Annotated in this window: 20 protein-coding genes; 15 read left to right on the forward strand and 5 right to left on the reverse strand. The window is 29.6% G+C overall.

Annotation, left to right across the window (positions count from 1 at the left end; genetic code table 11):
- Window positions 1-31 precede the first annotated feature (31 nt).
- The 4 genes from ELQ05_RS04510 to ELQ05_RS04525 are packed head-to-tail and all read right to left on the reverse strand — an operon-like array spanning window position 32 to window position 2,508.
- Window positions 32-661 (reverse strand): type III pantothenate kinase, encoded by a 630-nt coding sequence (locus tag ELQ05_RS04510; RefSeq protein WP_070316742.1) that lies wholly within the window; start codon window positions 659-661, stop codon window positions 32-34.
- Window positions 648-938 (reverse strand): hypothetical protein, encoded by a 291-nt coding sequence (locus ELQ05_RS04515; RefSeq protein ID WP_002938172.1) that lies wholly within the window; start codon window positions 936-938, stop codon window positions 648-650. The genes ELQ05_RS04510 and ELQ05_RS04515 overlap by 14 nt, the downstream gene beginning before the upstream one ends.
- Window positions 935-1,933, reverse strand: coding sequence for a hypothetical protein (locus ELQ05_RS04520; RefSeq protein ID WP_070316743.1), 999 nt, complete (start codon window positions 1,931-1,933; stop codon window positions 935-937). Before ELQ05_RS04520 ends, ELQ05_RS04515 begins: the two co-directional genes overlap by 4 nt.
- Window positions 1,930-2,508, reverse strand: a complete 579-nt coding sequence (locus ELQ05_RS04525; protein ID WP_002860270.1) for a hypothetical protein — start codon at window positions 2,506-2,508, stop codon at window positions 1,930-1,932. Before ELQ05_RS04525 ends, ELQ05_RS04520 begins: the two co-directional genes overlap by 4 nt.
- A gap of 143 nt (window positions 2,509-2,651) precedes the next feature.
- Between ELQ05_RS04525 and gatC the strand changes: the two genes are divergently transcribed.
- The 8 genes from gatC (at window position 2,652) to ELQ05_RS04565 (ending at window position 8,953) form a co-directional block, all read left to right on the forward strand.
- On the forward strand, window positions 2,652-2,936 hold the full coding sequence (gatC, locus tag ELQ05_RS04530; RefSeq protein ID WP_070316744.1) for an Asp-tRNA(Asn)/Glu-tRNA(Gln) amidotransferase subunit GatC: 285 nt from the start codon (window positions 2,652-2,654) through the stop codon (window positions 2,934-2,936).
- A gap of 66 nt (window positions 2,937-3,002) precedes the next feature.
- A complete protein-coding gene (locus ELQ05_RS04535) occupies window positions 3,003-3,566 on the forward strand; it encodes a CvpA family protein (protein WP_002882168.1) in 564 nt (187 codons plus the stop codon).
- Window position 3,567: 1 nt separating this feature from the next.
- Window positions 3,568-4,041: a Fur family transcriptional regulator gene (locus tag ELQ05_RS04540; protein ID WP_002854230.1), complete on the forward strand. Its 474-nt coding sequence runs from the start codon at window positions 3,568-3,570 to the stop codon at window positions 4,039-4,041.
- The gene (gene lysS, locus ELQ05_RS04545; RefSeq protein ID WP_070316745.1) at window positions 4,042-5,547 is read left to right on the forward strand and encodes a lysine--tRNA ligase; all 1,506 of its coding nucleotides are present in this window, start codon (window positions 4,042-4,044) and stop codon (window positions 5,545-5,547) included.
- Complete coding sequence (locus ELQ05_RS04550) at window positions 5,544-6,788, forward strand: serine hydroxymethyltransferase (RefSeq protein ID WP_002878878.1); 1,245 nt, start codon at window positions 5,544-5,546, stop codon at window positions 6,786-6,788. Before lysS ends, ELQ05_RS04550 begins: the two co-directional genes overlap by 4 nt.
- The gene (locus ELQ05_RS04555) at window positions 6,785-7,330 is read left to right on the forward strand and encodes a DUF1882 domain-containing protein (RefSeq protein WP_134239967.1); all 546 of its coding nucleotides are present in this window, start codon (window positions 6,785-6,787) and stop codon (window positions 7,328-7,330) included. The genes ELQ05_RS04550 and ELQ05_RS04555 overlap by 4 nt, the downstream gene beginning before the upstream one ends.
- A gap of 13 nt (window positions 7,331-7,343) precedes the next feature.
- On the forward strand, window positions 7,344-8,168 hold the full coding sequence (locus ELQ05_RS04560) for an SPOR domain-containing protein (RefSeq protein ID WP_070316746.1): 825 nt from the start codon (window positions 7,344-7,346) through the stop codon (window positions 8,166-8,168).
- Window positions 8,165-8,953, forward strand: a complete 789-nt coding sequence (locus ELQ05_RS04565) for a shikimate dehydrogenase (RefSeq protein ID WP_070316747.1) — start codon at window positions 8,165-8,167, stop codon at window positions 8,951-8,953. Before ELQ05_RS04560 ends, ELQ05_RS04565 begins: the two co-directional genes overlap by 4 nt.
- 73 nt (window positions 8,954-9,026) lie before the next feature.
- On the opposite strand, the gene ELQ05_RS04570 is transcribed toward ELQ05_RS04565, so the two are convergent.
- Window positions 9,027-9,926, reverse strand: coding sequence for a membrane lipoprotein lipid attachment site-containing protein (locus tag ELQ05_RS04570; RefSeq protein WP_070316748.1), 900 nt, complete (start codon window positions 9,924-9,926; stop codon window positions 9,027-9,029).
- 89 nt (window positions 9,927-10,015) lie between these two features.
- On the opposite strand from ELQ05_RS04570, the gene lgt reads away from it, so the two are divergent.
- From lgt to ELQ05_RS04605, 7 genes are all read left to right on the forward strand, one after another.
- On the forward strand, window positions 10,016-10,831 hold the full coding sequence (gene lgt / locus ELQ05_RS04575) for a prolipoprotein diacylglyceryl transferase (protein WP_070316749.1): 816 nt from the start codon (window positions 10,016-10,018) through the stop codon (window positions 10,829-10,831).
- Between the two features lie 69 nt (window positions 10,832-10,900).
- Window positions 10,901-11,683, forward strand: a complete 783-nt coding sequence (locus tag ELQ05_RS04580; RefSeq protein WP_070316750.1) for a fumarate reductase cytochrome b subunit — start codon at window positions 10,901-10,903, stop codon at window positions 11,681-11,683.
- Complete coding sequence (locus tag ELQ05_RS04585) at window positions 11,667-13,658, forward strand: fumarate reductase flavoprotein subunit (protein WP_096703059.1); 1,992 nt, start codon at window positions 11,667-11,669, stop codon at window positions 13,656-13,658. The genes ELQ05_RS04580 and ELQ05_RS04585 overlap by 17 nt, the downstream gene beginning before the upstream one ends.
- Window positions 13,651-14,376 carry a fumarate reductase iron-sulfur subunit gene (locus ELQ05_RS04590; protein ID WP_002854302.1) on the forward strand — a complete coding sequence of 242 codons (726 nt, stop codon included), beginning with the start codon at window positions 13,651-13,653 and terminating at the stop codon, window positions 14,374-14,376. Before ELQ05_RS04585 ends, ELQ05_RS04590 begins: the two co-directional genes overlap by 8 nt.
- A gap of 27 nt (window positions 14,377-14,403) precedes the next feature.
- Window positions 14,404-16,590 carry a dynamin family protein gene (locus ELQ05_RS04595; RefSeq protein ID WP_096703061.1) on the forward strand — a complete coding sequence of 729 codons (2,187 nt, stop codon included), beginning with the start codon at window positions 14,404-14,406 and terminating at the stop codon, window positions 16,588-16,590.
- A complete protein-coding gene (locus tag ELQ05_RS04600; RefSeq protein WP_070316754.1) occupies window positions 16,580-18,409 on the forward strand; it encodes a dynamin family protein in 1,830 nt (609 codons plus the stop codon). Before ELQ05_RS04595 ends, ELQ05_RS04600 begins: the two co-directional genes overlap by 11 nt.
- Window positions 18,409-19,113, forward strand: coding sequence for a tetratricopeptide repeat protein (locus tag ELQ05_RS04605; RefSeq protein WP_070316755.1), 705 nt, complete (start codon window positions 18,409-18,411; stop codon window positions 19,111-19,113). The genes ELQ05_RS04600 and ELQ05_RS04605 overlap by 1 nt, the downstream gene beginning before the upstream one ends.
- Window positions 19,114-19,118: the final 5 nt, after the last annotated feature.

The following is a 19,118-nucleotide window of genomic DNA, read 5'->3' on the forward strand; positions in this document are numbered from 1 at the left end:
TTTGATATCAATGAGAATTTTTGTAACATTTTTAATAAAGTAAATTGGGATTTTCTTTTATAATCTTTTTCATTCCTCGAAAGATTAAAAGTTTATCATAAATTGCGTGATCGAAATAATTTGCTAAAAATTGCCCATCTCCACCAGTGAAATAAAGCTTTTTATTTTGAGTGGCATCTTTTATCAGTAGGTAAATTCCTTTAAAAACACCATAACTTAAAGCATCCATGGTTTTTTGTGGGAATGCATCAAGACTAACTTGAGTGTTAAATTCACTTTTTAATCGTGGTGAAATATGGCTATAAATTTTTTTATAATTTGCAATACCTGGCAAGATAAAACCACCAAGATGTATAGAATTAGAAATAATATCAATTGTAATAGCACTACCTGCATCTACAACAACTCCATCTTCAATAGTATAACAAGCTGCTATGCGATCGATTCCTAATCCTTGATAAATAGTATCAAATAAAAAATAAGGTTCAAGATTGATAAAATTTTTTTGATTTTTTAAATGTTCTTTGAGATGTTCATTGACATTGATATAAAAAATTTTTTGTTCATTTTTAAATTCTAAAAACTGATCTATACTAAGAGTAAAATATTTGTTATCATCTAGGAAATTAGCATTTGAATTCCCAATATCACAGAGTAGCATAGATATTAAATCCTTTCATTTCTAGATGATTTTTTGCTTTAGAGCAAAGAGAAGCCATGCTAAAAAAATATTTGTTATTTATGTTAATTTGCTGTGCTAGATTTTCTAAAAATAAGGCATCTTTCATTAAAAATTTTGTTTTTCCTGTATACATAAAAAGAATGTTATTTTGATCTTTAGCACAAATATAACTTTTTTTTCTAGTCAACATACTTAAGTCATAGGGCTTTAAATTTAATTTTAAAGCCTTTATTGTTTGTTCTAAAATTTTTATCATAGCAAATCTAAAATTTTATCTCCGTAGTAAAATTTACCATTTCCCATGAAAGAAATTTTATCAACAGCTTCTGAAAGTTTAAATACTTGTGCATTATCTAAATTTAGATTCATTTTGATAAGATAGCCTGTTTTTTCAAAAATATATAAATAATTATTGTATATATTGCTTTTTACAAAAATAGCAAATTCAAATTTTTTTTCCGCAATTTTTCTTAAGTTATAATCAGTTTTAATAATAGTGCCATCTTTTTCTAGTATAAAAATACCATCATCGCTAAGTGCAACATCTTTTATGTCAGCGTCAAGATAAAGAGTTCTAGCAGGGCTTACAACAATGATTTTTTTAGCTGTTGCTGCTATAAGTTTATCTCCGATTACACTTAGATGGATTACATTGTTGAAAAAATTTTCTGCTGAAATAACCACATCTTTAATGATTTGAAGATTGTTTCTTGAAAGAATTAAAATTTTACCATCTAGTGTTGGATAAACGATGATATTGTCTAAAAATATAGGATTAGCGGTACGACTGTCTTGGGCTGGAGCTGAGGTTAGGGTTTGACTGAATTTAATACCCAAAGAACGATTTGCAAGAACTATAGTATTGCTTGCAAGTACAAGGGCTAAATCATCTCCATTAGAAGCTACTCCTACAACACTAGCGTCAAATTGAAAATTATAAATTTCATTATAAGAATTGTCAAAAATTTTTAAATTTCCATTATTATCTGCAGTAAAATATTCCCCATCTTGATAAGCTAGAAGCATATAATTTTTAGGAAGTTTAAACTTGTCTATGGAGATATTATTTTTTAAGATAGCTGTATTATTGTTAAGTTTTGCAGAAACTAGATTCCAATCAACGATTTTACTTTTTAAATTGCCATTATGACTTAAATCTCCATCGGTTTGTTTTGGTTCAAAATATTGTCTTTTGGTGCCACAAGCACATAGAAATATTAAACAAAATAGTGTTAAAAATATTTTTTTCATTGTGTAATGCCTTGATAATGTTTGAGATTTTTAGCTATTTGATTTAAACTTGAATTTTCTTTTATCTGAGAAAGTAAAACATTAGCTTCTTCGATTTTATTTTGCTCTAAAAGTTTGTAAGCTTCTAATAATTTATCATAATTTTTTAAAAATATCGATTTATCTCCTAAAGATAATGCGATAATATTTTTAAGTAAAGTGTTTGTTTGAGTATTACTATAAATTTGTTTTAGTTCATTTTGGAGAGCTGTATTATTAAAATCATTAATATTTTCTTTTAGTAAAAAGATAGCGTAAAGATTGGTATTTTTATTTTTAAGTTGTTCTAAAAGATTTTTATTGCTAGGATCTTGTATTAGATTGGCATAAATTTCATTTGCTTCTTTTGTTTTATAATCGTTTATTTTTGAGATTATAAAATTTCCAGCAAACCAAGCAACTAAAATTATCACAACAGCAGATATATAAAATTTATACTTGCGTATAAATCTCTCTCCTTTGATAAAATTTTCTATAAATTGTTCTTCTGTGTTAAGTTCATTTTTAACAGCTTTTAAATTATCTTTTAGTCCCAAAATTTATCCTTGAAAAAATATTTTTATTTTTGTATAGAAAAATTATGGTATTGTATCATATAAATTGCAAAATATCCTAAACAATTTAAAGCTTTTTATGATATAATTTTCAAAATTTTAACTTTTTTATTAAGGTTTAAGAAATGCAAATAGATGAGAAATTATTAAGCAAGCTTGAAAAATTAAGTGCTTTACAAATAACAAAAAACAGAAATGAAACCATTGCACAGTTAAGTGAAATTGTGAATTTTGTTGAAAAATTAAACGAACTTGATCTAGATTCCCAAGAGATTACTGTGAGTACTATAAAAGGTGGAGCTCCTTTGAGGATTGATGAGATAAGAAATAGCAATGTTATTGATGAGGTTTTGGATTGTGCTCCAAAAAAACAAGAATATTTTTTTGTTGTTCCTAAAATCATAGAATGATTAACTTAGCATTTAGTGCTTATTTGTAGAATAAATTTAAAACAAAAAAATCAGAGAGTGATTGAAATGAATTTTTATTGGTTTGATGCTTTTATTTTAGGATTTACCTTGCTTTTAGGGCTTAAGGGTATTATCAATGGTTTGATAAAAGAAATTTTTGGGCTTTTGGGTATTATTGGTGGTGTTTTTATTGCTTCAAAATATGCAACTCAAGCAGCTGAATTTATACAAAGTACTTTTTATAAGATAGAAAATCAAAGCTTAGCTGGATTTGCTGGATTTTTGGCCATATTAATTATTTTTTGGATAGTTTGTTTATTGGTGGGTAATTTTCTTTCTAAGTTGATCAAATTAAGTGGCCTAGGTTTTTTAGATCGTATTGGTGGCTTTATATTTGGCGGAGCAAAAATCTTTTTAATTTTTGCAATTTTGGTTTTTTGTGTAGCAAGAATCGATTTTTTAAATGATAAATTAGATAATTTTGCTAAAAATAGCTATACTTTAAATTTACTTAAAGAAACTGGATCTTTTATTATGAATCAACCTTTAACAGAAAATAGTCTAGATCATGCTAGTGAAAAGTTGCAAGATATTGTAAGTGATTTAAACAATACTCAAAAAGGGGAGTGATATGCTGATAGAAAATGTGGAATATGATGTTTTACTTGAGAGATTTAAAAAAATATTAAGACAAGGCGGACTTAAATATACTAAGCAAAGAGAAGTGCTTTTAAAAACTCTTTATCACAGTGATACTCATTACACACCCGAAAGTTTATATATGGAAATCAAACAAGCTGAACCTGATTTAAATGTAGGAATTGCAACTGTTTATCGTACTTTAAATTTGCTTGAAGAAGCAGAAATGGTAACTTCCATTTCTTTTGGTTCAGCAGGTAAAAAATACGAGCTTGCCAATAAACCTCACCATGATCATATGATATGTAAAAATTGCGGAAAAATTATAGAATTTGAAAATCCTATTATAGAAAGACAGCAAGCCTTGATTGCAAAAGAACATGGTTTTAAACTTACAGGGCATTTGATGCAGCTTTATGGTGTTTGTGGTGATTGTAATAATCAAAAAGCAAAGGTAAAAATATAAATGTTTGATAATATTTTAGAGCAGCAAAGAATAGAAAAAGCTAAGGAATTAAAAAATTTAGGGATCAATCCTTATCCTCATTTTTTAGAAAAAGAAATGTCTTTAAAGACTTTTAAGGATAAATTTTCTTATATTTTAGAGCAAGTTGAAAAAAGAGATGAAAGTGTCAATGCTGTTGTTGCAGGACGTTTGAAACTTTTGCGTATAGCTGGGAAATCGATTTTTGCAAACATTGAAGATGGGGATACAAATTTACAAATTTATTTTAGTAAAGATAGCGTAGGTGAAGAACTTTATGCGATTTTGAAAAAGAATTTAGAAGTAGGTGATATTGTTTTGGTTAAAGGTTTTCCTTTTGTAACTAAAACAGGTGAGTTTAGTTTACATGCAAGTGAAGTAAAACTCGCTACAAAAGCTATTGTTCCTTTACCTGAAAAATATCATGGATTAACAGATATTGAACAAAGATATCGTAAACGTTATGTTGATATGATAATGAATGCAGAAGTTAGAAAAGATTTTTTAGTGCGTTCTAAAGTGGTGAGTTTGATTCGTCATTTTTTTGAAAATAAAGGCTTTTTAGAAGTAGAAACTCCTATGATGCATCCGATTGCAGGTGGAGCAAACGCTAAGCCTTTTGTAACTTTTCACAATTCTTTAGGCGTAGAAAGATTTTTAAGAATTGCTCCAGAACTTTATCTTAAAAGACTTGTAGTGGGTGGTTTTGAGGCAGTTTTTGAAATCAATCGTTGTTTTAGAAACGAAGGTATGGATTTAACTCATAATCCCGAATTTACAACTATAGAATTTTATTGGGCTTATCATAATTATAAAGATTTAATGGATTTAACTGAAGAACTTTTTGCTTTGCTTTTAGATAAACTTAATTTGGGAAAAACAATAGAATTTGATGGAAAAATGATAGATTTTTCTAAACCTTTTGAAAGAATAACCTATAAAGATGCACTTTGTAAATATGGTGGTTTAGATAGGGATTTAATCGAAGATAAAGAAAAAATTCTTACTAAATTAAAAGCTGATGGTTTTGAAGCGAATGAAAAGCTTGAACTTGGACATTTACAAGCTGAACTTTTTGATAATTATGCGGAAGAAAAATTGATCAATCCTACTTTTGTGATTGATTTTCCTATTTCCATAAGTCCTTTATCAAGACGTAGCGATGAGGATTCTCAGATTGCTGAGAGATTTGAGTTGTTTATTTGTGGAAGAGAATTGGCAAATGGTTTTAATGAGCTTAATGATCCTCTTGATCAATATGAGAGATTTTTAAAACAAATTGAAGCTAAAAATGCAGGCGATGAAGAGGCTTGTGAAATGGATGAAGATTTTGTAAAAGCTTTGGGTTATGGAATGCCTCCAACGGCAGGGCAGGGTATAGGCATAGATAGACTTGTTATGCTTTTGACAAATAAAAAATCTATTCGAGATGTGATATTGTTTCCTGCAATGCGTCCATTAAAATCAGAACTAAAGGAGAAAGAATGAGTTTAGAAATGTTTGATAAAGAAATTTTTGATTTGACAAACAAAGAGTTGGAGCGTCAATGTGAAGGTCTTGAAATGATAGCGAGTGAAAATTTCACTTTGCCTGAAGTAATGGAAGTTATGGGAAGTATTTTGACAAACAAATACGCAGAGGGTTATCCGGGTAAAAGATATTATGGTGGTTGTGAATTTGTTGATGAGATTGAAACTCTAGCTATTGAAAGATGTAAAAAACTTTTTAATTGTAAATTTGCTAATGTTCAGCCTAATTCAGGTTCTCAAGCTAATCAAGGTGTTTATGCGGCTTTGATTAATCCAGGTGATAAAATTTTAGGAATGGATTTAAGTCATGGTGGACATTTAACTCATGGTGCAAAAGTAAGTTCTTCAGGTAAAATGTACGAAAGTTGTTTTTACGGCGTAGAACTTGATGGAAGAATTGATTATGAAAAAGTAAGAGAAATTGCTAAAAAAGAAAAGCCAAAATTAATAGTTTGTGGAGCTAGTGCTTATGCAAGAGTGATTGATTTTGCTAAATTTAGAGAAATCGCTGATGAAGTAGGCGCCTATCTTTTTGCTGATATAGCACATATTGCAGGTCTTGTTGTAGCAGGCGAACATCCAAGTCCTTTTCCACACGCTCATGTAGTAAGCTCAACTACGCATAAAACTTTGCGTGGCCCAAGAGGTGGTATTATTATGACAAATGATGAAGAGCTTGCTAAAAAAATTAATTCTGCCATTTTTCCAGGTATTCAAGGTGGTCCTTTGATGCATGTAATTGCTGCAAAAGCAGTAGGATTTAAATTTAATCTTAGCGATGAGTGGAAAGTTTATGCAAAACAAGTAAGAACCAATGCTCAAGTTTTAGCTAATGTTTTAATGGATAGAAAATTTAAACTTGTTAGCGATGGAACGGATAATCACCTTGTTTTAATGAGTTTTTTAGATCGTGAATTTAGTGGAAAAGATGCGGATTTAGCTCTTGGAAATGCAGGTATTACTGCAAATAAAAATACCGTTCCAGGAGAGATTAGAAGTCCTTTTATCACAAGTGGATTAAGACTTGGAACTCCAGCCCTTACTGCCAGAGGTTTTAAAGAAAAAGAAATGGAAATTGTGTCAAATTATATTGCAGATATTTTAGATGATATTAATAATGAAAAATTACAAGAGAATATTAAACAAGAATTAAAAAAACTTGCAAGTAGTTTTATTATTTATGAAAGGGCTATGTTTTGATTTCACCAATGGATATGTCGCTAATTAAAATAATTGGCGATCATTATTATATAAGACGCGATAAAATTGTAAATAAAATTACACATAGAGGTCGCTTATTTTTTGATAAATTTGAAAGAGTTGATGCTCCTTTAAATTTAAATGTCATGAGAGAACACGCTGCTAAAAAAATTGTTGTCGCTCATGATTTAATAACAAAAGATAATAAAGTAGAAAATATTGTCTTTGATTATAATGGTTTTAATGCTGAAAGATTTTATCACCGTGCACAACTTATTTTAAGAGAGGAAGGTTTTATAAATTTCACAGCCTATAAGACTAAAACTCCAGGACATTTACATCTTTATATTCATAAAGGACACACGGCGTTAAACGAAGGTTATTCTTTAGCGTCTAAACTTTCAATGATGTTTGCAAGTAAAATGCCAGTAGAATGGAAGGCGTTTCCTAGCATGGATGTACCTAGGGAATTTAATATTTTAATATTGCCTTATGAGGTTTATCAAAAAGAACGAGGAAGTTCTTGGTCTAAGCATATGTAAGAAAGGACAAATTATGGAAAATCAAAAAAATGAATTTGATGATATTATTTTAGAAAAAAGTAATAAAAGTGAAAAAGTAAAAAAAATTCTTTTACGAGTTATTGCTTTAGTTATTTTGTTTTTAGCTATTATGATAGTTATGAAGCTTATTAATGGTAGTGGTGATGAAAATACGCAAAATCAAAGTGTATTGCCAAGTGAACCTATAGCAACTCAAGACAATAACAATGATACTTCTTTTGAAAGTATGCCAATTACAGATAATACTTCAGCAGAAGATCAATTTGAGGCATTAAGAAAACAATTTCAAGATGAACAAAATACAACAACCTCTAGTTCAAATAACAATGATACTGCAAATTTTGCTATGCCTGATCAAGAAGTTCCAGCAGAACCAACAGCAACTGCTTCAGAAAATACTACTCCGCAAGCAAGTGCTCCCAAACAAGAAGTAAAACAAACTGCAAAACCTAAAGAAGAAGCAAAAAAACAAACAGCTGTCAAAAAAGAAAAAGAAAGTGCAAAACAAACCCCTAAAAAAGAACAAAATGCAAATGATTTATTTAAAAATGTTGATGCTAAACCTGTACATCCAAGTGGTTTAGCATCGGGTATTTATGTGCAAATTTTCTCAGTAAGTAATTTGGATCAAAAATCAAAAGAACTTGCTTCTGTAAAACAAAAAGGTTATGATTATAAACTTTATAAAACTACAGTTGGAGGTAAAGAAATTACCAAGGTTTTAATAGGACCATTTGAAAAGGCAGATATTGCAGCAGAACTTGCTAAAATCCGTAAGGATATTGCAAAAGATGCTTTTTCTTTTACTTTAAAATGAAATTTTTAGCAGTTATAGGCGATCCTATTTCTCACTCTAAATCGCCTAGAATGCATAATAATGCTATTAAAGCCTTAGGGCTTGATAGCATTTATACACGCTATCATTTAAGAAATGCTAACTGTTTAAGAGAAGATTTTTTTAAATTAGGACTTAGTGGAGCTAATATTACTTTGCCTTTTAAGGAAAAAGCTTTAGATATTGCTGATGTGAAGGATGATTTTGCTAGAAATATTGGCTCTGCAAATACTTTATGCTTAAAAGAAAATAAAATTTACGCTTATAATACTGATGCTTTAGGTTTTTTAGAAGCTATTAAGGATTTTGATAATATAAAAAAAGCTTTGATTTTGGGTGCTGGAGGTACAGCTTTGGCGCTTGCTTATGCATTAAAACAAAAAGGCGTAGAAGTGTATATAGCTAATCGTAGTAAAGAAAGATTTAAAGATTTTTTAGCTTATCCAACTTATCTTTATAAAAACTTGCAAGATTTTGACTTTGATTTGGTTGTAAATTCAACTTCTGCTGGATTAAAAGATGAAAATTTACCTTGTGATAGAGAGCTTTTAGATAGAATTTTACTTAAAGCTAAATTTGCTTTTGAGGTAATTTATGGCAGAGAAACACCTTTTTATAGATTGTGTAAAGAGTATCATTTAAAAATTAAAGATGGACTTGATATGCTTTTATGGCAAGGAGTTTTTGCTTTTGAACTTTTTTTTGAAATACGAGATAAAAGAGAGATGATAAAAAATGCAATGCAACAGGCATTGATTTTAAAGTAGAATGATAGTTATTTTTTTGCATAAGAAAAACTTATTTTTTGTGTGAGAAAGTTTAATTTTCTCACAAGTTTTATTATTCAAATATTTCTACCCCATCTTGATTTTTACTTTGATTATTTTGATTTGTTGAAGATGGATTTGTAGGAATATTTTGTGTAGGCGTGTTTTCAATTGTATTATTTTGATTAGAATTTGCTTGAGGTAAGCTTTCTTCAAAGGTAGCATCGCCATCAAAACTATTAAAACCACTGTTTGTATTAGGTATAGTTTTGCCTATGTCTGTTGCTTTTGGTAGATTGTTATAAAGTGTATTTAATGTATTTTTATAAAAAGCTAAAAAACTTTTATCAATTTCAAAAGCAGGTTGCTCTAAACCTTTATTGAGTTGAGTTGGTACAGTGGAGATAGTAGTTTTAAACATATTAACCCCATCATCATTTTTAATAGGATAGTTAAGCGCAACTAAAGAATCCAGTTTGGTGCTGCTTGAAAGATTGGTTGAATTTTGTGGATTGTGTGCATCTATAAAATCTATTTTACTTTTAAAATTTATACCTAAATTGGATTTTACATAATCTCCACTCATAAAATTGCTTGTTTTTTGTGCATTTTTTTCTTCTGTATAAATACTGATTGAACTTTTAAGAGTGTAGTCTGGATTAGTAGTAACTATTTTATAGCCTTTTAGTTGAGCGATGGTTTTGATCTGCTCTTCTAAATTTTGTTTTAAAAGATCAATTTCTTTTTCTATGCGAATTTTAAGCACTGAATTTTCAAAATAATCAGAATAATTGTTATTTTGTTCTATATTAATAGGCTCAAGAGCAATGCTTACTCCAGAATCAATAGGTTCAACCTTTGTTGGAACTTGGGGTTTAAAATTTGGCATAGAAACATTGACAAAATTACTACTTGTACCCCCACAAGCTGCTAAAATTAACATACTACTAGCAAGTAAAATATATTTTTTCATTTTTTACCTTTATTTAATGTGTTTGTGTTAATTATAGCAAGTTAAAGTTTTTTTGTTATATTTTTATAAAAGAAAATTAGGAAAGATATATGGAATTTTGGCAGCATATTTATTCAAATTTTAATGTTATAGCTTTTAGCATCTTTGGTTTAAAGGTGCATTGGTATGGCATTATGTATGTTATAGCTTTGCTTTTGGCTTTGCTTTTGGCTAAATTTTTTGTAAGAAAATTTCAACTAGACATTAATGAAAAACATTTGGATAGTTATTTTATATGGGTTGAAATAGGGGTTATTTTAGGTGCAAGGCTTGGATATATTTTGATTTATGATGCAAATACTATGTATTATATTACTCATCCTTGGCAAATTTTTAATCCTTATATTAATGGTGAATTTGTAGGTATTCGAGGTATGAGTTATCATGGAGCAATTATAGGATTTTTGATAGCTACTTTATTGTTTTGTAAAAAATATAAAACAAATCCTTGGATTTTTCTTGATTTGGTTGCTTTAAGTGTTCCATTGGCTTATGTTTTTGGTCGTATAGGAAATTTTTTAAATCAAGAGCTTTTTGGTCGCATTACAAATGTGCCTTGGGGAATTTATGTTGATGGAGTATTGCGCCATCCATCGCAACTTTATGAAGCATTTTTAGAAGGTATTGTTGTTTTTATTATAGTTTATTTCGCAAGATTTAAGCAAAGTTTTCAAGGGGAATTGATTCTTGTGTATGCTGGTGCTTATTCATTGGCAAGATTTATATGTGAATTTTATCGCGAGCCTGATTTTGGTATAGGTTTTGTTTTATGGGGTATGAGTATGGGACAAATTTTAAGTTTTATAATGTTTATAACAGCTTTGTTAGTTTATATTTGTATAAAGTTTAAAAAAGTAAATATTTAATCTATCTTAAAGACTTTTGTAATATAATGAAATGGATTTTTTTTAATTTCTTTTTACAAAGGAGTAAAGATGCGTGAGCTTATCGAAGGTTATTTGGGTAAGAGCATTGAGGGCAAAAAAAGTAAAATGCCTGCGAAATTAGACTTTATCCAAAGTGCCTCAGGGCTTTTTTTAGGTCTTTTTATGTGGGTGCATATGCTTTTTGTTTCTACAATTTTAGTCAGTGAGGATTTTTTTAATTCTGTGGTACATTTTTTAGAATTAAAATTTGTTTACGATAATCCTGTTATGAGTTATCTTACTTCATTTTTAGCCGCCTGTGTTTTAGTGGTTTTTTTCGTTCATGCTTTACTTGCAATGAGAAAATTTCCTATTAATTACCGTCAGTATCAAATACTAAGAACACACAGTAAAAAAATGAATCACAGCGATACTTCGTTATGGTGGGTTCAAGCTTTTACAGGTTTTATTATGTTTTTCTTAGGTTCTGCTCATCTTATTTTTATTGTAACCAATGCAGATAAAATTAGTGGTGATATGTCAGGAGATAGGGTTGTAAGTCATTTTATGTGGCTTTTTTATGCTGTTCTTTTAGTCTGTGTTGAACTTCATGGAAGTATAGGGCTTTATAGACTTTGTGTTAAATGGGGTTGGTTTGAAGGAAAAAATGTAAAAGAAAGTCGCAAAAAGCTTAAAACTGCTAAATGGATAATCAGTATTTTCTTCCTAGTTTTAGGTGTGTTAAGTCTTGCAGCATTTATAAAAATAGGTTATAAAAACTACCAAAATCAAACCCAAACTACTGCGATGATAAAAAACTACAATGGAGCAAATTATGAATATACAATATAGTGATGCTTTAGTAATAGGCGGAGGATTAGCAGGTCTTAGAGCGGCTATTGAAGTAGCAAAGAGTGGCCAAAGTGTAACACTTTTAAGTATTTGTCCAGTGAAGCGTTCTCACTCTGCAGCGGTGCAAGGAGGTATGCAGGCAAGTTTAGCAAATGGGGCAAAAGGTGAGGGTGATAATGAAGATCTTCACTTTGCAGATACAGTAAAAGGAAGTGATTGGGGCTGTGATCAAGAAGTAGCAAGAATGTTTGCTCAAACTGCGCCAAAAGCAGTGCGTGAGCTTGCGGCTTGGGGTGTGCCTTGGACTAGAGTTACTAAAGGTCCAAGAACTGTTGTAATCAATGCACAAAAAACTGTGATTGAAGAAAAAGAAGAAGCGCACGGGCTTATTAATGCTAGAGATTTTGGTGGAACTAAAAAATGGAGAACTTGCTATATCGCAGATGCAACAGGGCATTGTATGCTTTATGGTGTAGCAAATGAAGCTATTAAACATCAAGTAAAAATTATTGATAGAATGGAAGCAGTAAGAATTATCCATGATGGTAAAAAATGCTTAGGTGTGATCGCTAGAGATTTAACTAATGGACAACTCATTGCTTATATTGCAAGAGGAACCATGATAGCAACAGGGGGCTATGGTAGAATTTATAAACAAACTACAAATGCGGTAATTTGTGAAGGAACAGGTGCAGCCATCGCTCTTGAAACAGGGCTTTGCAGACTTTCAAATATGGAAGCAGTGCAATTTCATCCAACTCCTATTGTGCCAAGCGGTATTTTGCTTACTGAGGGCTGTCGTGGTGATGGTGGAATTTTACGCGATGTGGATGGATATCGTTTTATGCCTGATTATGAACCAGAGAAAAAAGAACTTGCAAGCCGTGATGTGGTAAGTCGTAGAATGATGGAACATATTCGTAAAGGCAAAGGTGTAAAAAGCCCTTATGGGGATCATTTATGGCTTGATATTTCTATACTTGGAAGAGCTCATGTGGAAAAAAATCTCCGCGATGTACAAGATATTTGTAAAACTTTTAATGGTATTGATCCAGCAGATGAAGGTCCAAAAGGTTGGGCTCCAGTTCTTCCGATGCAGCATTATTCTATGGGTGGAATTAGAACTAAACCAACAGGTGAAAGTCAATGGCTAGAAGGACTTTTTGCTTGTGGGGAAGCAGCTTGTTGGGATATGCACGGCTTTAATCGTTTGGGTGGAAATTCATGTGCTGAAACTGTTGTAGCAGGTATGATAGTGGGAGATTATTTTGCAGATTATTGTAAAAATAATGGTGAAGTAATTGATACAAATGTAGTAAAAGACTTCTTAACTAAAGAGTATCAATATTTAAAATCTTTAGTAGATAAAGAAGGTCAATATAATGTTTTTGAAATCAAAAACAGAATGAAAGAAATCATGTGGGATAAGGTGGCCATCTTTAGAACAGGTGAAGGTTTGAAAGAAGCAGTAGATGAACTTGAAAAACTTTATAAAGATTCTCAAGATGTTAAAGTACATTGTAAAGAACTTGATTGTGCAAATCCAGAGCTTGAAGAAGCGTATAGAGTGCCAAGAATGTTAAAAATAGCACTTTGCGTAGCTTATGGAGCGCTTTTAAGAACAGAAAGTCGTGGGGCGCATTATAGAGAAGATTATCCAAAAAGAGATGATTTAAATTGGATGAAAAGAACCAATACTTTTTGGGTAGAAGGCGAAACCTTGCCACGCATAGAATATGAAGAGCTTGATATTATGAAAATGGAAATTCCACCAGCATTCCGTGGATATGGAGCTAAAGGAAATATTATAGAAAATCCTTTAAGTGAAAAACGCCAAGCTGAAGTGGATGCAATACGTGAAAAAATGGAAGCTGAAGGCAAAGGTCGTTATGAAATTCAAAACGCTTTAATGCCTTATGAATTACAAGCTAAATATAAAACACCAAACCAAAGAATAGGAGTTGATTATGAGTAGAAAATTGACAATAAAGGCATTTAAATATAATCCTTTAAGCAAAATTTCTAAACCACATTTTGTGACTTATGAGCTTGAAGAAACTCCTTTTATGACGGTTTTTGTATGTTTGACTTTAATCCGTGAAAAAATGGATGCGGATCTGAGTTTTGACTTTGTTTGTCGTGCAGGGATTTGCGGATCTTGTGCAATGATGATTAATGGAGTGCCAAAACTTGCTTGTAAAACTTTGACTAAAGATTATCCTGATGGAGTGATAGAGCTTATGCCTATGCCTGCATTTAGACACATTAAAGATTTAAGCGTGAATACAGGCGAGTGGTTTGAAGACATGTGTAAACGTGTTGAAAGCTGGGTGCATAATGAAAAAGAAACTGATATTTCTAAACTTGAAGAACGTATTGAGCCAGAAGTTGCGGATGAAACTTTTGAACTTGATCGTTGTATAGAGTGTGGAATTTGTGTAGCTTCTTGTGCAACTAAACTTATGCGCCCAAATTTCATAGCTGCTACAGGGCTTTTAAGAACAGCTAGATATTTACAAGATCCGCATGACCATAGAAGTGTGGAAGATTTTTATGAATTAGTAGGCGATGATGATGGTGTTTTTGGTTGTATGTCGTTGCTTGCTTGTGAAGATAATTGCCCTAAAGAATTACCTTTGCAAAGTAAAATTGCTTATATGAGAAGACAACTTGTCGCTCAAAGAAATAAATAAATCTTTCCCCTTTTTAAGGGGAAGATTATGAAAGAATTATTCCAAAAAATTTGGCAAAATGAACTCCAATTTTTAAATTTTGATGCTAAATTTCAAGATAAAAGCAAACTTGATACAGCCGAGTGTGCGATTATTTTAAGTGTCAATAAAGACAATTATGAAAGATATTTTCTCTTAAAAGAATTTCAAGAGCTTTGCAAAAAAATTGATTTAAGAGTGGATATTTTTAGTATACAAAATGCTCAAATTTGTATTTTAAATCTTTTTAAATCAGGTTTTATTCCAAAGCAAGATTTGCTTAAGGCTCTAAAAATTTTAGAAAAAATTTCAAAAAATACCGAAATGCTTGATTTTATTTCACAAGAAAAAGTTCAAAGTATAGATCAAAAAGCTTTATTTCAAAATGATTTTAAAGAATTAAACACCATTAATTTAGAGCTTCAAAAGCTAAGTTTTGATGAAAATTTAAAATCAAGACTTCAAAAAACTTTGGAAAAATTTCAAAATTTAGAGTTTAATATAGCCATCACTGGCGTGATGAATGCAGGAAAATCAAGTCTTTTAAATGCTCTTTTAAAAGAAGATTTTTTGGGGGTTTCAAACATACCTGAAACAGCTAATTTAACAGTATTAAGCTATGGCAAGAGTGAAGAAGCAAAGATATATTTTTGGGATAAAAAAGAATGGCAAAATATACTTGAAAGTTCGCACTTTAATGCAGATTTAAAAGAATTTATCGACAAGCTGGATAAGGGTGTAAATATAGAGGATTTTATCAAAGATAAACCTTTAATACAAAATATCGCACTTTGTGAGCTTAAAAATTTCAGTTCAGCTAAAAATAAAATTTCAGCTTTAATTAAAAAAATAGAAATTAAAAGTCATTTAGATTTTTTAAAAAATAATATTTCCATAGTTGATACTCCAGGACTTGATGATGTTGTAGTTCAAAGAGAAATTGTTACAAATGAGTATCTTAAAGAAAGTGATTTTTTAATTCATTTAATGAATGCTTCTCAAAGCTTAACTCAAAAAGATGCAGACTTTTTGGTGCATTGTCTTTTAAACTCAAGGCTGAGTAAGTTTTTAATTGTTTTAACTAAAGCGGATTTGTTAAGCAAAAAGGATTTAGAAGAAGTCATTGTTTACACCAAGGAAAGCTTAAAATCAAGACTTGTGGATTTAGATGAAAATTTAGTGGAAAAGATTGATTTTTTATGTGTGAGCGCTAAAATGGCAAGTGATTTTTATAAAGGTTTAGCATCTAATGAAAGCTTGCAAAAAAGTGGTATGCAAGAAGTTGAAAACTATCTTTTTAACGAGCTTTATGCAGGAGAAAAAAGTAAGATTGCCTTAAGAGCTTACAAAAAAGAATTGCATTTAGAGCTTAAAAATATTCTAAGCGACTATGAAATGCAAAATCGTCTTATTAAGGAGAATAAACAAGGTGTAAGTGAAGAAAATCAAAAGCTTTTACTTGAACTTCAAAAGCAAAACACCTTATTAAAAGAAGCACAAGATGAAATTTCAAATTCCATTGCAAAACTTAAAAATATAGATAGTGGCATAGATAATCTTGTTTTACTTTTGGCTAAAAAATTAAAAGAACGCTTGATAGATGAGTTTAAATATTTGAAAAATAATGCACAAAAGCTTAATCTTTCTCGTATTTTAAATATAGTTGATATTACCACAAAAGATGGGATTAATGATATTTTAAGAGAAATTAAATTTGAAAATATTAAAAAAATCGAGGAGCTTAAAACAAATTTATCTTTAAAATATAATTTTTTAAAAGATGATTTTGACAATGGTTTTGAAGGTTTTAAAGATGGAATTTCAAAAAATATAGATAGTATTTTTCAAAGCGAAAAATTTGCACTTTTAAGATTGAAAATTGAAAAATTAAGCAATCTAAAATCAGATTTATATGAGCTTGAAACGAATTTAGATACGGTTATTTTTGATACTTTTAAAGAATTTAAAATGAGCGAAATTTTAAACTCTTTAAATATCAATGGAGCATTTTTTGAGTTTTTAAATGATAAATTAAAACATTATGAAAAAAATCAAAAATCAAAATTAGAAAGTCTTGAAAAAGTTTTACAGAGTCTGAAAAATCAAGATGCTAATATTTTAAATTCTTTTGAAGAAAATTTAGAAAAAATTGAAAAATTAAAACAACTTGAAATGGGGCTTTTAAATGCAGATTAATCTTTTAAATGATTTTATAAAAGCCTATGAAAATACTTATAGTGTGAGTTTTGATGATAGTTTTAAAGGGTGTATTCAAGAGCTTTGTAAGGAACTTAATGAGCCTTTTATGCACGCAAGTTATGCTTTAGAAAATGAATTAAAAGAACTTGTGTTTTCTTTGGATAAGAATGTTAATATCGCTATTATAGGGCAGTTTTCAAGTGGTAAATCAAGTTTGCTAAATTTGATCTTAGGGTGTGATTGTTTGCCTACGGGTGTTGTTCCTGTTACTTTTAAACCTACTTTTTTACGCTATGCAAAAGAATATTTTTTAAGAGTAGAATTTGAAGATGGAAGTGATATTATCACAAATATAGAAAAATTAGCCTTTTATACGGATCAAAGAAATGAAGTAAAACAAGCAAAAAGTTTGCATATTTTTGCACCTATTCCTTTACTTGAAAAAATTACTCTTGTAGATACTCCAGGTTTAAATGCAAATGAAAATGATACTTTAACAACTCTTGATGAGCTTAAAAATATTCATGGGGCGATTTGGTTAAGTTTGATTGATAATGCAGGTAAAAAAAGTGAAGAAGATGCCATAAAAGCAAATTTGGAACTTTTAGGAGAAAATAGCATTTGTGTATTAAATCAAAAAGATAAATTAAGCACAGAAGAACTAGATAATGTTTTAAATTATGCAAAAAGTGTATTTTTAAAATATTTTGATGAGCTTATTGCCATTTCTTGCAAAGAAGCTAAAGATGAGCAAAGCTATGAAAAATCTAATTTTCAATCTTTGCTTGATTTTTTAACTCAGCTAGATACAACAGCTTTAAAAGAAAAATTTGTTAAAAGAAAAATTTTAAATTTATGCGAAATTTTAGAAGATGAAAATCAACTTTTTGTAGGTATTTTTGATCGTTTATTAAATCAATTTCAAAATTATGAAAAGCATTTACTTTTAGCGTATGAAAATTTTTTAAAAGAGATTGAAATTTTAAATCATCAGATTTTAGAACAGCTTAAAAGCATTAGCGAAAGAATTTCTAGTGAAATTTTTGCAAGTGTTAAGGAAAAAGATGCTTATTTTTACAAAGAAAACAAAGGATTTTTAAAGAAAGATTTATATACAAGATATGATTATAAAGCGCCTTATATTTCAAGTGACGATGCTTTTTTGGCGATGTTTTATAATAGTGATGTGATGAGTAAAGAGTTTAAAAAAATCAAAAATGAACTTTATAAATCTTTTGAAGAAATCAAGATGAAATTAAAAGACTTTATAAACATACTTGAAAGAGAAATTTTGCTGTTTAAAGCAGAATTTTCAAACATACAAAAAGATCACATTTTCCAAAGTGATAAAAATTTTAGCGAATTAAGAGCTTTTTGTAATGCAAGCGATGAGTACTTTTTGAAAGATTTTAAAGAACTTTTATTTAAAAGCATTTTAGAGCTTGATTTATTTTTTGAAAAATTAAATCTTAAGGCTTTTACAAATTATGAAAATGCTACGAAACTAAGCCTTGCATTTTTTAGTCGTAAAATCAATGAAAGTCGTGTTCTTTATGAGCTTGATAGTTCTGAATTCGTACTTTTTTATCCTAAAAAAAGCGAAATTTATGAAAGAGTTTTAAATGAATTAAATGTTTATGAGTTTGAAACTTTGCTTATTAATAAGCCTATTTTGACAAAAATTGCAAAAAATTTCTTAGAACAAAGTCAAAATTTAATCCAAGAAAAAAATAAATTTTTAGATCTTAAAAAAGCAGAACTTCAAAAAAGAAGAGCACAGATTTTAAATGTTAGAGAAAATATAAAGGAAGATTAATGAGAATATTTTTAGCTTTATTTTTATTTTTTAATTCATTATTTGCATTAAGTGAATTAGAAGAGGGTTTAAAACTTTACGAGGCAAATAAATTTGATAAAGCTTATGAAATTTTTAAGAATCTTTGTGAAAAAGATATTTCTAAAGCTTGTTTTTCTTTAGCTTTTATGCATGAAAGTGCTAAGGGTGTGAGTAAGGATTTAAATCAAGCTTATAAATTTTATGATAAAGCTTGTAAATTGGGTTTAGCAAATGCGTGTTCTAATATGGCTTTGCTTTTGCAAAATCAAGGTTATAAAAATGAAACTCTTTTGGCTTTTAATAAAGCTTGCACTTTAGGAGAATCGTTAAGTTGTAATAACATAGCTTTATTTTATGAAAAAGAAAAAGATGGACAAATGGCCTCAAGTTTTTATAAAAGATCTTGTGACTTAAAAAATGCAAGAGCTTGTTATCAGTTAGGATCTTTATATGATAAAGGAGAACTTGTTAAAGCAAGTGTAAAATCTGCTCTTGCTTTTTATTCTAAATCTTGCACTTTAGGTTTTGGTGAGGCTTGTTATTTGCTAGGACGCTATAATCAACTAGAAAAACAAGATCTAATAAAGGCAAAAAGATATTTTGGTATGGCTTGTGATCAAAAACATCAAGAAGCTTGCGCAGCTTATAAAGAACTTAATTCTAAAGATATAGAGCTTTATTAAAAGTT

Origin of the sequence: Campylobacter sp. US53 (assembly GCF_004378995.1) — a bacterium.
GTDB lineage: Bacteria > Campylobacterota > Campylobacteria > Campylobacterales > Campylobacteraceae > Campylobacter_D > Campylobacter_D jejuni.

Coding starts and splice junctions, on each gene's coding strand:
- ELQ05_RS04510 (WP_070316742.1), bottom strand. CDS start 661: ATGCTACTCTGTGATATTGGGAATTCAAATGCTAATTTCCTAGATGAT.
- ELQ05_RS04515 (WP_002938172.1), bottom strand. CDS start 938: ATGATAAAAATTTTAGAACAAACAATAAAGGCTTTAAAATTAAATTTA.
- ELQ05_RS04520 (WP_070316743.1), bottom strand. CDS start 1,933: ATGAAAAAAATATTTTTAACACTATTTTGTTTAATATTTCTATGTGCT.
- gatC (WP_070316744.1), top strand. CDS start 2,652: ATGCAAATAGATGAGAAATTATTAAGCAAGCTTGAAAAATTAAGTGCT.
- ELQ05_RS04535 (WP_002882168.1), top strand. CDS start 3,003: ATGAATTTTTATTGGTTTGATGCTTTTATTTTAGGATTTACCTTGCTT.
- ELQ05_RS04540 (WP_002854230.1), top strand. CDS start 3,568: ATGCTGATAGAAAATGTGGAATATGATGTTTTACTTGAGAGATTTAAA.
- lysS (WP_070316745.1), top strand. CDS start 4,042: ATGTTTGATAATATTTTAGAGCAGCAAAGAATAGAAAAAGCTAAGGAA.
- ELQ05_RS04550 (WP_002878878.1), top strand. CDS start 5,544: ATGAGTTTAGAAATGTTTGATAAAGAAATTTTTGATTTGACAAACAAA.
- ELQ05_RS04560 (WP_070316746.1), top strand. CDS start 7,344: ATGGAAAATCAAAAAAATGAATTTGATGATATTATTTTAGAAAAAAGT.
- ELQ05_RS04565 (WP_070316747.1), top strand. CDS start 8,165: ATGAAATTTTTAGCAGTTATAGGCGATCCTATTTCTCACTCTAAATCG.
- ELQ05_RS04570 (WP_070316748.1), bottom strand. CDS start 9,926: ATGAAAAAATATATTTTACTTGCTAGTAGTATGTTAATTTTAGCAGCT.
- lgt (WP_070316749.1), top strand. CDS start 10,016: ATGGAATTTTGGCAGCATATTTATTCAAATTTTAATGTTATAGCTTTT.
- ELQ05_RS04580 (WP_070316750.1), top strand. CDS start 10,901: ATGCGTGAGCTTATCGAAGGTTATTTGGGTAAGAGCATTGAGGGCAAA.
- ELQ05_RS04585 (WP_096703059.1), top strand. CDS start 11,667: ATGAATATACAATATAGTGATGCTTTAGTAATAGGCGGAGGATTAGCA.
- ELQ05_RS04590 (WP_002854302.1), top strand. CDS start 13,651: ATGAGTAGAAAATTGACAATAAAGGCATTTAAATATAATCCTTTAAGC.
- ELQ05_RS04595 (WP_096703061.1), top strand. CDS start 14,404: ATGAAAGAATTATTCCAAAAAATTTGGCAAAATGAACTCCAATTTTTA.
- ELQ05_RS04600 (WP_070316754.1), top strand. CDS start 16,580: ATGCAGATTAATCTTTTAAATGATTTTATAAAAGCCTATGAAAATACT.
- ELQ05_RS04605 (WP_070316755.1), top strand. CDS start 18,409: ATGAGAATATTTTTAGCTTTATTTTTATTTTTTAATTCATTATTTGCA.